The following is a 12,550-nucleotide window of genomic DNA, read 5'->3' as shown; positions in this document are numbered from 1 at the left end:
GAAGACGCTGGACGCCATCCGGGCCCGCTTCGGCCCCGGCGCGGTCACATCGGGGCGCATTTTTCGGGCAAATCGCGGCGCAAAACGCGACTGAGCCCTGAAACCGGATGGCAATAGCAGCGGATTACAGTGCCCGCCGACGGTTTCGCTAGGCGCCGTGACGATTCGACCCTTCCAAATGGGGGCGAGTTGCATATCTAATCGATTGGCGGCGATCCGGCGCGTCGCCAGGAGATCGATTGAATGGCCGAACGTAAGATGGGTGATCAGGACACGGGCATTCGCTCGGCGGTCGTCACCCAGACCAAGCCCAAGACACAGAAGCCCTCGATGTATCGAGTGCTGATCTTGAACGACGACTACACGCCAATGGAATTCGTCGTCTATGTGCTTGAGCAGTTCTTCAATAAGTCGCGCGAAGACGCGACTCGCATAATGCTTCACGTCCATCAGCATGGCGTGGGGGTCTGTGGGGTGTTCACCTACGAGGTGGCGGAAACAAAAGTAGCCCAGGTCGTTGATACGGCGCGGCGGCATCAGCACCCGCTGCAGTGCACCATGGAAAAGGACTAGAGGCCTTTGCCTTCATTTTCGCGCCCCCTCGAGGAATCCCTTCATCGCGCTGTGGCCTACGCCAATCAGCGCAAGCATGAGTATGCGACCCTCGAACACCTGCTTCTCTCCCTCGTCGACGACGAGGACGCCGCCGGCGTCATGCGGGCGTGCGACGTTGACCTTGGCGCCCTTCGGACCACGCTCACCAACTACGTGGACACCGAACTGCGCTCGCTGGTCGTGGACGACGGCGAGGACGCCAAGCCCACCGCGGGCTTCCAGCGCGTGATCCAGCGCGCGGTGATCCACGTGCAGTCCTCGGGCCGCGAGGAAGTCACCGGCGCCAATGTGCTTGTGGCGATCTTCTCCGAACGCGAGAGCCACGCCGCCTACTTCCTGCAGGAGCAGGACATGACCCGCTACGACGCAGTCAACTACATCGCCCACGGCATCGCCAAGAAGGCCGGCGCCACGGAATCCAAGCCCGTGAAGGGCGCCTCGGACGACGAGGACAAGCCCACCGTCAAGACCGGCGGCGAGGCGTTGGAAGCCTATTGCGTGAACCTCAACGAGAAGGCCAAGCAGGGTAAGGTCGACCCGCTGATCGGCCGCTCGGCCGAGGTGGAGCGCTGCATCCAGATCCTCTGCCGGCGCACCAAGAACAATCCCCTGCTGGTCGGCGATCCTGGGGTCGGCAAGACCGCCATCGCCGAAGGCCTGGCGCGCAAGATCGTCAACCACCAGGTGCCCGAGGTCCTGGCCGGCTCGACCATCTTCTCGCTCGACATGGGCTCGCTGCTGGCGGGCACCCGCTACCGCGGCGACTTCGAAGAGCGCGTGAAGCAGGTGGTCAAGGAACTGGAGAACCACCCCGACGCGGTGCTGTTCATCGACGAGATCCACACGGTGATCGGCGCGGGCGCCACCTCGGGCGGGGCGATGGACGCCTCCAACCTGCTGAAGCCCGCTCTGGCCTCAGGCACCCTGCGGTGCATGGGTTCGACGACCTACAAGGAGTTCCGCCAGCACTTCGAGAAGGACCGTGCCCTCGTCCGCCGGTTCCAGAAGATCGACATCAACGAGCCGACCATCGACGACACGATCAAGATCCTCAAAGGGCTGAAGATCTACTACGAGGAGTTCCACAAGCTCCGCTACACCAACGACGCCATCAAGGCGGCGGTGGAGTTGTCGGCCAAGTACATCAACGACCGCAAGCTGCCGGACAAGGCCATCGACATCATCGATGAGGCCGGCGCGAGCCAGATGCTGCTGCCCGAGGGCAAGCGGAAGAAGATCATCGGCCTGAAGGAGGTCGAGGCGGTTGTCGCCAAGATCGCCCGCATCCCGCCGAAGTCGGTGTCCAAGACCGACACCGAGGCGCTGAAGCAGCTGGAAAGCGACCTGAAGCGCGCGGTCTACGGCCAGGACGACGCCATCGACCAGCTTTCCGCGGCCATGAAGATGGCCCGGGCCGGCCTGCGCGACGCCAACAAGCCGATCGGCTCCTACCTCTTCTCGGGTCCCACGGGCACCGGCAAGACGGAAACGGCCCGTCAGTTGGCCTCCACCCTCGGCATCGAACTCCTGCGGTTCGATATGTCCGAGTACATGGAGCGCCACACTGTGAGCCGCCTGATCGGGGCGCCTCCCGGCTATGTGGGCTTCGACCAGGGCGGCCTGCTGACCGACGCTGTCGACCAGCACCCGCACGCGGTCGTGCTGCTCGACGAGATCGAGAAAGCCCACCCGGACGTCTACAACATCCTCCTGCAGGTCATGGACCACGGGGCGCTTACGGATAGCAACGGCAAGAAGATCGACTTCCGCAACGTGGTCCTGATCATGACCACCAACGCCGGCGCCGCCGACGCCCAGCGCAATTCCATCGGCTTCGGCCGCGGGAAGCAGGACGACGAGGCCGAGGAGGCGATCAAGCGGGTGTTCACGCCGGAGTTCCGCAACCGCCTCGACGCGGTGGTGGCCTTCAAGTCGCTGACGCCGGAGATCATCAAGCAGGTCGTCCAGAAGTTCATCATGCAGCTGGAAGCCCAACTCGCCGACCGTCACGTGACCATCGAGACGACCGACGACGCGGCCGACTGGTTGGCGAAGAACGGGTTCGACGAACTCTATGGCGCCCGCCCGCTCGGCCGGGTCATCCAGGAGAACATCAAGAAGCCGCTGGCCGACGAGATCCTGTTCGGCAAGCTGGTGAAGGGCGGCCACGTCAAGGTGGTGCTCCGCGACGGCAAGCTCGCCTTCGACATCGAGGGCGACGATCGCGAGCCCGGCGCCCCGGTCGTCGAGAGCCCGGCGCAGGACAAGGCCGAAGCGGCGCTCACCGTCGAATAGGCGATCGGCTCGGAAACACGGAACGCCCCGGGTTCGCGCCCGGGGCTTTTTCGTATGCGCGGCGATGAACGCCGGGTGACCGGTCGGCTCGCGGGCAGTTCAGCTTCACCGTCCTAGCGTCACTGTGGACCTGCCAAAGGTCCGGCTCGCTAGAGGAGAACCCCCCGTGAAAAAGACCCTTCTGACCGTTGCACTACTGAGCGTCGCCGCTTCGACCCTGGGCGCCTGCGCCACCTACCCCGCGCGCGAGCGCGTCGTCGTGCAGGAACGCGGCGTCTGGGCGCCCGGCCACTACGACCGCTACGGCGCCTGGATTCCCGGCCACTGGCGCTAGCCGTTCCGCCCGCGCAGGCGGGAGCGCGGGCGTCTAGCTGATCTGGGCGGCGATCTGCTCCGCCAGGACCTTGAGTTCCGCCGGATCGGCCATGCCGCCGGCGGCGTGCCGGCCGAGCGCGACGCCCTCCCAGCGCGGGATGATGTGGAAATGCAGGTGGTAGACGGTCTGGCCCGCCGGCGCCCCGTTGAACTGGGTCACCACGATGCCGTCCGGATTGAGCGCCGCACGGACCGCTCGCGCCACCCGCTGGACGCCCAGGATCACCTGGCTCAGCACCGCCGGGTCCTCGTCCAGCAGGTTGCGGGCGGCGGAATGTTTGGGGATCACCAGGGTGTGGCCCCTCGCCTGCGGGAAGACGTCCATGAAGGCCAGGACGTGATCGTCCTCGAAGACACGCGCGGCCGGCATTTCACCGCGCAGGATCTTGGCGAAGATGTTGCCGCCGTCGTAGGTCCCGTCCAAGCTCATCGCATGCTCCCAACTCGACTGACGTCGTAGCAAATCGCCCTGGAGGTTGAAACGATGGCCGCCGACGCCAAGCCGATCGCCCCGCCGTCTGGGCTCTCGCCCCGCCAGGAAAAATGGTTCGCCTCGGTGCAGGCCAGCCTGGAGCGCGACACCGGCAAGTCCCTCGATGAGTGGGTCGCCATCGCCAAGACCTGCCCGGAGACCAGGCCGCGCGCCCGCGCGGCCTGGCTGAAGGCCAACTACGGCCTGCTGCAGAACCGCGCCATGCATGTGTTGAACGTGGCCTTCCCGTCGGAGATCGGCGGCTGGGCGCAGGGCGATACGCTTCGCACCGCGCTTTGGACCGACCCGGCCTCGCGTGCGATCCTGGAGGCGGTGCAGGCCGCCGCCACCGTCTTGCCGAACGTGGTGATGGGCCAGCGCAAGCAGTTCACCGCCTTCTCACGCGAGTTCCAGTTCGCCTCGGTGCGGCCGATGAAGGGCGGCAAGGCCATGCTGGGCCTGGCGCTGACGCCAGACGCCGACCCTCGGCTGGAAGCGCCGAAGAACGAGAGCTGGTCGGAGCGGCTGAAAGCCAGGCTCTTATTGGACGATCCGAAGCAAGTCGACCCATCGGTGAAGGCGCTTCTGCGGGCGGCGTGGGAGCGCTCCTAGCACGCGACGCAGACCACTTTTCGGCCCACTCCCGTGCAAGGGGAAGCTTGTTGCATGGCGTGGGGAAGCGTCCATAGAACCCTCACGACGTTAGTTTTTCACGCGTGAGGCGTGATTCGACAGAGTCCGATTTTTGGGGATTGATCATGCGTAATCTGAAGCTTCTGGCGGCCAGCGCGGCTGTCGCCTTGTTGACGGCGGCGTCCGCGGCGGGTGCGCAGACCTATTCCAATGGGCCGCAGACCGACGACATCTACGAGTTTGGGTTCACCGACAGCCAGACCTATGGCGAAGTCTTCACCGCTCAGGCCAGCGGCGACCTTTCCAACTTCACCATGTACCTGGACGGCGCAATCGGCGGCACGCTTTACGGCGGCATCGGCGTCTGGAGCTGCGGCGACAGCTTCGCGTACGGCTGTGGCGTGAGCAGCACCTTGTCCAACAGCGCCGACGTGGCCGCCGACCATGGCGGAGCCTACACCTTTGCCCCCGATGTCGCGGTCACGGCCGGGACCGTCTATGTCGCTTATCTGAGCGTTTTCGGGGCGAACAACGACGGCCAGGGCACGACGGGCATGCCGCTGGGTTCGGGCGGCGGCGGCTTCGACTACTTCGTGTGGAACAACAGCAATGGCGGCCCGAGCAGCACGAGCTGGAACTATGGCGGCGACTACGGCAACGGTCGCCTGGATCTGACCATCTCCAACGGCGGCGCGGTTCCGGAACCGGCGAGCTGGGCTTTGATGCTTGTGGGCTTCGGGGGCCTGGGCGCCGCGCTTCGCGGTTCGCGTCGGCGCGCCGCGGCGGCCGCGACCGCCTGATAGGGCGCCGCGCGACGACGAATCGGGAAAGGGCCGCCGCAAGGCGGCCCTTATCTTTTCAGGCCTCATCCTTGCGGAACGGCGAATATTCCTCGGTCAGCCACTCCATCTCCTGCTCCACGCCCTGACGTTCCTGCATCACGAAACGTTCGACGGGGCCGCGCAGCGCGGGGTCGGCGATGTAGTGGGCGGAGTAGACGGGGCTCGGCAGGTAGCCTCGAGCGATCTTGTGCTGGCCTTGCGCGCCGGCCTCGACGCGGGCCAGACCGGCGCCGATGGCCCACTCGATGGCCTGGTAGTAGCAGAGCTCGAAATGCAGGAAGGGCACGTCCTCGACGCAGCCCCAGTTGCGCCCGTAGAGGCAGTCGTCGCCGATCAGATTCAAGGCCCCGGCGATCCAGCGGCCCTCCCGCCGCGCCATGATCAGCAAGACCCGATCCGCCATCCGCTCACCCAACAGCGAGAAAAATTGCCGGGTCAGGTACGGCCGCCCCCACTTGCGCGAGCCGGTGTCCATATAAAAGCCGAAGAAGGCGTCCCAATGCGCCTCGCCGAGATCAGCGCCGGTCAGGCAGAAGATCTCCAGGCCTTCCACGGCGTCGCGACGCTCGCGCCTGATGGTCTTGCGACGGCCCGACGAAAGCGCGGCCAGGAAGTCGTCGAAGGCGCCATAGCCGCGGTTGTGCCAGTGGTATTGCTGGCCCTCGCGCTGGGCCAGGCCCTGCTCGCCCATCCAGCGCCACTCATCTTCGGTGGGGAAGTTCACGTGGAAGGATGACGAGCCGTAACGTTCGCAGAGCGTCAGCGCGCCGCCCAGCAGGAAGCGCCGCGCCTCATCGGCGTCGACGTCCGGCCGGACCAGCAGGCGCGGTCCCGTGGCTGGTGTGAACGGCGCCGCGGACAGGAGCTTCGGATAGTACTGGCCGCCGGCCCGCTCATAGGCGTCGGCCCAGGCGTGGTCGAAGATGTATTCCCCCTGGCTGTGGGACTTCCGGTAGAGGGGCATGACCGCAGCCACCGCGCCGGCCTCATCCTCGATCGCCAGGTGTTGCGGCCCCCAGCCGGTGCGCTCGACCGCGCAGTTCGACGCCTCCAGGGCGTCCAGGAAGTCGTACTGGACAAAGGGATTGCCGGCGTAGGCGGGATTGGAGGCGCAGGCGTCCCAAGCCTCGCGGCCGATCTCGGCGATGCGCCGGCAGACCCGAACCGCCGGCTTCAGGCTCACGCGGCGAAGCCCTCGAAAATCAGGTTGTCGCAGCCGTCGCGGATCGCCTCCCACTGGGCCGGGTCGCGCACCGTCCAGGCGACAATCGGCAGACCCTCGATCCGGAAGCCATTGGCTTGCTCGCTGGGCAGCATGTCGAGACCGAGCGCCAGGAAGTGAGGCTTGGCGATCGCCACATGCTCCAGGCGCGCGAAGCTGACCCGCTGATCCTCGGAGAGCTGCGGCGCGCGCTTGTAGGAATAGGAGTCGAGGCCGCGCATCACGCCTGGGAAGCGCTCGGCGAACCAGGCGTGGGAATAGGGATTGAAGCCGATCACGCAGACCGGGCCGGCGTGGTCGATGATGATCTCGTGGGTGCGCTGTTCCAGCGGACCCACGTGGCCGTAGGGCGTCTTCAGCTCGATGTGGACCATGGCGCGGCGGCCGATCAGGGCCAGGGTCTCGGGCAGGGTTGGGATGCGCTCGTCCGTGCCCCCCAGGCGCAGCCCGGAGAGCTCGGCGACGGTGCGGTCGCAGATCCGGCCGGTCACGCCGGTCATCCGCTCCAGGTCGTCGTCATGGAACACCATCGCCTCGCCGTCGGCGGAGAGCTGGACGTCCAGCTCTATGCCGTAGCCGGCGGCGCAGGCGGCCTGGAAGGCGCCCAGGGAATTCTCCGGCGGGCCATCGGGGCTCCATAGGCCCCGATGGGCTATGGCCGGCTCGAAGAGCCGTTCCCAGGCCTCGCCGAATCTATCCTTCATGACCGGTCCTTCACGAGACGGCCACCACCGCGTCAACCTCCACGGCGAAGTTCATCGGCAGGCGATAGACGCCGACCGCCGAGCGGGCATGACGCCCGGCGTCGCCGAACGTCTCGACCATCAGGTCGGAGCAGCCGTTGATCACCTGCGGGATCTCGAAGAATCCCGGCCCGGCCTGGACGAAGCCGCCTAGCTTCACGACGCGGACCACCCGGTCGAGGTCGCCTTCGCAGGCCGCGCGCATCTGGGCCAGCAGGGAAAGGCCGCACAGCCGCGCTGCGGCGCGGGCGGTGGCCAGGTCGACGTCTTCGCCGACGACCCCCTTGATGCCGCCATTGGCGTCCAGCGACACCTGGCCGGAGATGTGGATGAGTTCGCCGACCCGTACAAAGGGGACGTAGTTGGCGACGGGGGCGTTCGGCTGCGGCAGGACAACGCCCGCGGCGGCCAGTCGGTCTTCGATCTGGGACATAGGCGAAGGTCTAGCGCCCTCCCTTCGTAAGGAAAAGGCGGCCCCAACGAGAAAAGGCCCGGAGCGGGGGGGCTCCGGGCCTTCAAACCCATCGGCGGAGCCCGCAGGCCCCGGCCGTACGCGGGTGACTTCTCTTAGCGGGCGGCTTGGACGCGCTCGACCATAGCGGTCACGCGCTCGTTCAGCGGCTTCATGCTGTCCTTCACCGAGGCCGAAACGATCTCGGTCATGCGGCCCATTTCGGCCATGTAGGCTTCCAGCGCCGTCTTGGCGTAGGAGGTCTGAAGTTCGACGACTTCCTGCACGCTCTTGGCGGCCGACAGCGACTTGGCGGCGGCGACCTGGCTTTCGAAGGAGCTCTTCGAGAAGGCCATGGCGTGCGCGCCCAGAGCTTCGGCGCCCTTGGTGGCGGCGGTCACCGAGGCGACGACGGCTTCCAGGTTCTTCTTGGAGTGCGCGTTGGCGTCGTTCAGGGCGGCGAGGGTCTTTTCCACGCCGTCCTTGAAGGCGACGTTGGAGGCGGCTGTGAATTGGTCGACGGTGGACTTCACGGCTTCGGCGGCGGCCATTGGTCAACTCCTGGGTCAGAGGTGCGGCGGACGCCGCGGGGGTCGTTAGACGAATCGAGGGCTCGGGAGCCCGTTAAACACGGCATCTTTTTCTCATGTTGCAGTGCAGCAGTCAATGGGTTTTTGTGCAGTGCACAATGGCGTGATTTCCCCTTGGGGAACGCCGGTTTCGCAGGTGCCGCGGCGCACCGCGACAAAAGAGCCCGTTCAACTCCTGTTTACTCTAATTTCAGGTTCGGGCTGTCATGGTACAGAGATTCAAGGGCGGTCCAGCGGCCGTTCGCAAACCTTTGATTCGACGGACGAAGCATGATCAAGCACGCCCGCCGCCTGTTCCTAGCGTTAGGTCTGGCCGCCACGACTGCCCTCACCGCCATCGCCACGCCGGCGAGCGCGCAGATCCCCTACTTCCAGAACCTGCTGGCCGCGTCGCAGACCAAATATGCGGCCATCGTCGTCGACGCAAAGTCCGGCGAGATCCTCTACGCCAAGCACGCTGACAGCCCGCGCTATCCGGCGTCGATCACCAAGATCATGACCCTCTACCTGACGTTCGAAGCGCTGGCCTCGGGCAAGCTGCACCTCGACGACCGGGTGATGGTGTCCCCGCACGCCGCGGCCCAGGCGCCGACGAAGCTGGGCGTGCGCGCCGGCGACTCGGTGAGTGTCGAGGACGCCATGGACGGCATGGCCACCAAGTCTGCGAACGACATGGCCGTGGCCATGTCCGAAAAGCTGGGCGGCACCGAAAGCCGCTTCGCCGCCCTGATGACCCTGCGCGCCCAGGAACTGGGCATGCAGAACACCCATTTCGTGAACGCCTCGGGCCTGCCGGACAGCCGTCAGCTCACCACGGCGCGGGACATCGCCATCCTGTCGCGCGCGGTGATGCGGGACTACCCGCAGTACTACAAGCTGTTCTCGATGCAGGAGTTCCGCTTCCGTGGTCAGACCATCGCCAACCATAACCACCTCCTGGGCCGCATGCCCGGCGTGGACGGGCTGAAGACCGGCTTCACCAACGCGTCGGGCTTCAACCTCGCCGTCAGCGCCGTACGCGAGAACCGTCGGCTGATCGCCGTTGTCATGGGCGGGCCGACCACGGCCCAGCGCGACCAGAACGCCGAGGACCTGCTGCTCACCGGCTTCGACGTCATGCGCCGTCGCGCCAACGGCGAGAAGATCGTGGTCGCCCAGAACATGTTCGAACCGACTGAGCTCAACGGCCCGGTGGTCCGCCCGCCGACCGAACAGGGCGACGGCGAGCAGGACCAGCTGAAGATCGAGCTGACCGGCGCGCCCGCCGCCAAGGCCGGCAAGATCGCGATCGCCAGCGGCCGCGAGCGCGGCGGCGAACCGGCGAAGGTCACCAAGGCCAAGTGGGCCGTCCAGGTGGGCGAGTTCCGCTCCAAGACCGACGCCCACAGGCAGATCGCCCTGGTCGAGAAGAAGTTCGCCGAGCACGTGGATGGCGCCCGTGGCGCCGCCGAGAAGCAAGGCCGCAACTACAAGGCGGTGTTCACCGGCCTCACCGAAGCCGACGCCAGGGACGCCTGCCACGCCATGAAGGCCAAGCGGCTCGCCTGCATGGTGATCGAGCCGGCCTGATCAGTCGCGCAGCAACCGGTCCCGCGCGGCGTTGAGCTGGGCGGCCAACCCGGTGGTGCCGCCCTTGTCCGGGTGGGCCATGCGGATCAGGCGGCCGTAGGCGGCCTGGATCTCCGGTTCGGTCGCGTCCGGCCCCACGCCCAGGATGGATCGGGCCTCCTTCAGGCTCATCTCGCTTGAGCTGGGCGGCGGAGCCGGCGCGCGCGGCGCGTTGATCCGCGCTGTGGTGACCAGCCACAGGCCCAGCACGACCAGGACGATGGAGATCTCCCACCCGCCGCGCATCCCCACATAGGCGGCCGCCGCGAAGGCCGCGATGGAGAACGCGCCGGACATCAGCCGCCACTCGCGGCGCTTCAGCACCCGGCTGCCGCGGCCCAGCCCCACCAGGAACCACAGCACCGCGGCCCCAAGGGCGAGGTAGAGCAGCACGGCTACTCCGCGGCGATCTGCTCGGCGTCGGAGAAGCCCGAGAGACCGAGCGCCGTCATCAGCGCCCGGAGTTCCTGGCGCGCGGCGACGTGCTGCAGCGACATGACCACCGGTCGTATGCTCGGCGAAAGGTCCGCCACCGTCAGGCCAAAGGGGAACAGTTCGCGATAGATCACCCGGTCGCGCAGACCCGGGCCGATGCGGAAACCGACCTTGCGGGAGAGCGTTTCGATCCGCTCCTCCAGGCGCTTGCGGTTGCGGGCCTCGGTGGGGGCGAGGCGGTTGCGCAGCACGACCCAGTCGATCTGTTTGCGGTCCTTCACGGCGCGGGCCTTGCGGCTGTTCCAGACGGTCTCGGAATAGAGGCTGTGGCGCTTCAGTTCCAGCGTCACCGGATCGACCACGCCCAGCATGTCGAAGTCGACGAAGCTGTCGTTCATCGGGGTGACGATCAGGTCGGCCTGGCCGTGGGCGGAGCGGCTGATGGCGGTGTCGCTTCCGGGCGTGTCGATCAGCACGAAGTCGGCGCGTTGGCAGACATCGGCGAAGGCCTCCTCGAAGCGGGCCAGGGCCTCCTCGTCGGTGGCGCGCGCCAGGGCCGCGCCGTCGCTGCTCAGCGGATGCTCCACGGGCATGGGCGCGACGACGCCGTTCGCGGCCAGCCACGCCCTGCGATTGGCGAAGAAGTGCGAGGTCGACTGCTGGCGCAGATCCAGGTCCAGCACGGCGACGGTCACGCCCGCGTGCAGCAGGGCGGTCGCGGTGTGGATCGCGATCGTGGACTTGCCCGCCCCGCCCTTCTCGTTGCCGACCACGATGACACTGGCCTGCGGCATGATCTTAACTCCCTCAGGGTCAGCCCGGGCCGACTCACTTGCGCCTAGAGGAGCGCCCGCGCCGGAGTCGCGTCAACGCGCGCGTGGCCGCGCCCCTGTGGACAACTACCAGGCGCCGGCCTCGCGCAGCTGGCGAGCGAGCTCTGTGGGAACATCGCCAAAGGCTTCGACGGAGAGGTCCTGCGGAGCGTCCTTCGGCTCCAGATAGCGCCACCCCTGGAAGGCGCGGCGCGGCGTGGGCGCCACCCGGACGGGCGTCGGATCGAGCGTCACCTCGCAACGGGCGGCGACACCCTCGCCCACCGTGTTCACCTCGATGATCGCCTGCCGGCAGAGGATCACGCCCTTGAACACCCGGTAGAGCGAGCCGCCGTCGGTCATCTCGGCCGCGCGCTTGGGCGTCTGGCGCGTGCGCATGATCCAGGGATCGCCGGCGCCGTGATGCGCCGCGTGCCAGTCGAGCAGCTCCTCGACGGTCGCCGCGCCGACGCAGAGCTTGATCATGTGAAGCGCCATGGCCCTGGATTAGGGCCGGACCCGGGATTTGGCCAGGGCCTCAGGTCGCCCAGCTGGGCTTGCGGCGTTCCAGGAAGGCGCGCACGCCCTCCTGGCCTTCCGGTCCGACCCGCGCCGCGGCGATGCGGCGAGCGGTCTCGCGCATCATCACCTCGTCGATCGGGTGTCCCTGGACGTCGGCCACCAACTGCTTGGCGTCCGCCACCGCGCCGGGAGCACAGGCGAAGATCTCCGCCGAGATTCGCGCCTGTGCGGCGTCCAGGGCGGCGCCGTCAGCGACGACCTCCCCGATCAGGCCCAGGCGAAGAGCCTGCCCGGCGTCAAACACCTGACCGCTGGCGAACAGTCCGCGCGCCGCGCGCGGACCGATCGCCGCCACCACATAGGGACTGACCGTCGCCGGGATGAGGCCCAGTTTGACCTCGGAGAAGCTGAACCTGGCGTCGGCTGTGGCGATCGCGGTGTCACAGGCGGCCACGACGCCGGCGCCGCCGCCGAACGCCCCGCCCTCGACCAAGGCCACCGTCAGGTGCGGCAGGTCCCACAGCGCCTTCAGCATGCGGGCCATGGCGTAGGCGTCTTCGCGGTTGTCGCTCTCCGGCCAGTCCGCCACTTCGCCCATCCAGTCGAGGTCCGCCCCGGCGCTGAACATGCCGCCGGCGCCCCGCAGGAACACCACGCGCACGCCTTCGGCGCCGCGCAGGGTCTCGAACGCCTCGGCCATGGCGGAGATCAGGTCGGCGTGGAACGCATTCTTCTTCTGCGGCCGGTTGAGGGTGACGGTGACGGCGCCGGTCGGCGTGCCATCGATCCGCACCAGGCCGGCGGTGGGGCTGACGTCAGGCAGTTCGACCAGAGGGTCGGCGATGGGATTGGCGAGCGGGTCTGACACGGGTGGGGTTCCTTCCGAGTGCGCCCTGGTTCGAACGCGCCAGGGAGGAAAGCGGGGCCACAGTTAC

General features: G+C 67.3%; 15 protein-coding genes. 6 read left to right on the top strand and 9 right to left on the bottom strand.

The genetic code is table 11. The features are described 5' to 3' along the window. The first annotated feature begins 243 nt into the window (after positions 1 to 243). The 3 genes from clpS (at position 244) to E8A12_RS18965 (ending at position 3,244) form a co-directional block, all read left to right on the top strand. Positions 244 to 573, top strand: a complete 330-nt coding sequence (gene clpS / locus E8A12_RS18975) for an ATP-dependent Clp protease adapter ClpS (protein ID WP_293371715.1) — start codon at positions 244 to 246, stop codon at positions 571 to 573. 6 nt (positions 574 to 579) lie between these two features. Then, positions 580 to 2,910, top strand: coding sequence for an ATP-dependent Clp protease ATP-binding subunit ClpA (clpA, locus tag E8A12_RS18970; protein ID WP_293371713.1), 2,331 nt, complete (start codon positions 580 to 582; stop codon positions 2,908 to 2,910). Positions 2,911 to 3,076: 166 nt separating this feature from the next. Continuing rightward, on the top strand, positions 3,077 to 3,244 hold the full coding sequence (locus E8A12_RS18965) for a hypothetical protein (RefSeq protein ID WP_293371711.1): 168 nt from the start codon (positions 3,077 to 3,079) through the stop codon (positions 3,242 to 3,244). A 33-nt stretch (positions 3,245 to 3,277) separates the two neighbouring features. Here E8A12_RS18965 and E8A12_RS18960 read toward each other — a convergent pair whose 3' ends face one another. Continuing rightward, positions 3,278 to 3,715, bottom strand: a complete 438-nt coding sequence (locus tag E8A12_RS18960) for an HIT family protein (protein ID WP_293371709.1) — start codon at positions 3,713 to 3,715, stop codon at positions 3,278 to 3,280. A gap of 54 nt (positions 3,716 to 3,769) precedes the next feature. On the opposite strand from E8A12_RS18960, the gene E8A12_RS18955 reads away from it, so the two are divergent. Continuing rightward, a complete protein-coding gene (locus E8A12_RS18955) occupies positions 3,770 to 4,369 on the top strand; it encodes a DUF4287 domain-containing protein (protein WP_293371707.1) in 600 nt (199 codons plus the stop codon). Positions 4,370 to 4,515: 146 nt separating this feature from the next. After that, positions 4,516 to 5,190, top strand: a complete 675-nt coding sequence (locus E8A12_RS18950) for a PEPxxWA-CTERM sorting domain-containing protein (protein ID WP_293371705.1) — start codon at positions 4,516 to 4,518, stop codon at positions 5,188 to 5,190. Positions 5,191 to 5,248: 58 nt separating this feature from the next. Here E8A12_RS18950 and E8A12_RS18945 read toward each other — a convergent pair whose 3' ends face one another. The 4 genes from E8A12_RS18945 to phaP form a co-directional block, all read right to left on the bottom strand. Next, complete coding sequence (locus tag E8A12_RS18945; protein WP_293371703.1) at positions 5,249 to 6,415, bottom strand: GNAT family N-acetyltransferase; 1,167 nt, start codon at positions 6,413 to 6,415, stop codon at positions 5,249 to 5,251. Then, positions 6,412 to 7,158, bottom strand: a complete 747-nt coding sequence (locus E8A12_RS18940; RefSeq protein WP_293371701.1) for a glycerophosphodiester phosphodiesterase — start codon at positions 7,156 to 7,158, stop codon at positions 6,412 to 6,414. The genes E8A12_RS18945 and E8A12_RS18940 overlap by 4 nt, the downstream gene beginning before the upstream one ends. Before the next feature lie 10 nt (positions 7,159 to 7,168). Beyond that, positions 7,169 to 7,630: a RidA family protein gene (locus tag E8A12_RS18935; RefSeq protein WP_293371699.1), complete on the bottom strand. Its 462-nt coding sequence runs from the start codon at positions 7,628 to 7,630 to the stop codon at positions 7,169 to 7,171. Positions 7,631 to 7,764: 134 nt separating this feature from the next. Then, the gene (phaP, locus tag E8A12_RS18930; protein ID WP_293371697.1) at positions 7,765 to 8,199 is read right to left on the bottom strand and encodes a TIGR01841 family phasin; all 435 of its coding nucleotides are present in this window, start codon (positions 8,197 to 8,199) and stop codon (positions 7,765 to 7,767) included. A 309-nt stretch (positions 8,200 to 8,508) separates the two neighbouring features. Between phaP and E8A12_RS18925 the strand changes: the two genes are divergently transcribed. Further along, positions 8,509 to 9,807 (top strand): D-alanyl-D-alanine carboxypeptidase family protein, encoded by a 1,299-nt coding sequence (locus E8A12_RS18925; RefSeq protein WP_293371695.1) that lies wholly within the window; start codon positions 8,509 to 8,511, stop codon positions 9,805 to 9,807. Here E8A12_RS18925 and E8A12_RS18920 read toward each other — a convergent pair whose 3' ends face one another. The 4 genes from E8A12_RS18920 to E8A12_RS18905 form a co-directional block, all read right to left on the bottom strand. Next, positions 9,808 to 10,239 (bottom strand): molecular chaperone DnaJ, encoded by a 432-nt coding sequence (locus tag E8A12_RS18920; protein ID WP_363212480.1) that lies wholly within the window; start codon positions 10,237 to 10,239, stop codon positions 9,808 to 9,810. It abuts the gene before it with no gap. 2 nt (positions 10,240 to 10,241) lie between these two features. Continuing rightward, a complete protein-coding gene (locus tag E8A12_RS18915) occupies positions 10,242 to 11,075 on the bottom strand; it encodes a division plane positioning ATPase MipZ (RefSeq protein ID WP_293371693.1) in 834 nt (277 codons plus the stop codon). A 105-nt stretch (positions 11,076 to 11,180) separates the two neighbouring features. After that, positions 11,181 to 11,591: a DUF1489 domain-containing protein gene (locus E8A12_RS18910; RefSeq protein WP_293371691.1), complete on the bottom strand. Its 411-nt coding sequence runs from the start codon at positions 11,589 to 11,591 to the stop codon at positions 11,181 to 11,183. A gap of 40 nt (positions 11,592 to 11,631) precedes the next feature. Next, positions 11,632 to 12,483 (bottom strand): enoyl-CoA hydratase-related protein, encoded by an 852-nt coding sequence (locus E8A12_RS18905; RefSeq protein ID WP_293371689.1) that lies wholly within the window; start codon positions 12,481 to 12,483, stop codon positions 11,632 to 11,634. Positions 12,484 to 12,550: the final 67 nt, after the last annotated feature.

The organism is Phenylobacterium sp. (assembly GCF_004799395.1).
GTDB lineage: Bacteria > Pseudomonadota > Alphaproteobacteria > Caulobacterales > Caulobacteraceae > Phenylobacterium.
The sequence above is the reverse complement of the archived record's forward strand: the minus strand, read 5'-3'. Positions and strand labels throughout refer to the sequence as shown.

Excerpts from the sequence above, each read along its gene's own strand:
- clpS (WP_293371715.1), top strand. The coding sequence starts at position 244 with ATGGCCGAACGTAAGATGGGTGATCAGGACACGGGCATTCGCTCGGCG.
- E8A12_RS18960 (WP_293371709.1), bottom strand. The coding sequence starts at position 3,715 with ATGAGCTTGGACGGGACCTACGACGGCGGCAACATCTTCGCCAAGATC.
- E8A12_RS18955 (WP_293371707.1), top strand. The coding sequence starts at position 3,770 with ATGGCCGCCGACGCCAAGCCGATCGCCCCGCCGTCTGGGCTCTCGCCC.
- E8A12_RS18950 (WP_293371705.1), top strand. The coding sequence starts at position 4,516 with ATGCGTAATCTGAAGCTTCTGGCGGCCAGCGCGGCTGTCGCCTTGTTG.
- E8A12_RS18940 (WP_293371701.1), bottom strand. The coding sequence starts at position 7,158 with ATGAAGGATAGATTCGGCGAGGCCTGGGAACGGCTCTTCGAGCCGGCC.
- E8A12_RS18935 (WP_293371699.1), bottom strand. The coding sequence starts at position 7,630 with ATGTCCCAGATCGAAGACCGACTGGCCGCCGCGGGCGTTGTCCTGCCG.
- phaP (WP_293371697.1), bottom strand. The coding sequence starts at position 8,199 with ATGGCCGCCGCCGAAGCCGTGAAGTCCACCGTCGACCAATTCACAGCC.
- E8A12_RS18925 (WP_293371695.1), top strand. The coding sequence starts at position 8,509 with ATGATCAAGCACGCCCGCCGCCTGTTCCTAGCGTTAGGTCTGGCCGCC.
- E8A12_RS18915 (WP_293371693.1), bottom strand. The coding sequence starts at position 11,075 with ATGCCGCAGGCCAGTGTCATCGTGGTCGGCAACGAGAAGGGCGGGGCG.
- E8A12_RS18910 (WP_293371691.1), bottom strand. The coding sequence starts at position 11,591 with ATGGCGCTTCACATGATCAAGCTCTGCGTCGGCGCGGCGACCGTCGAG.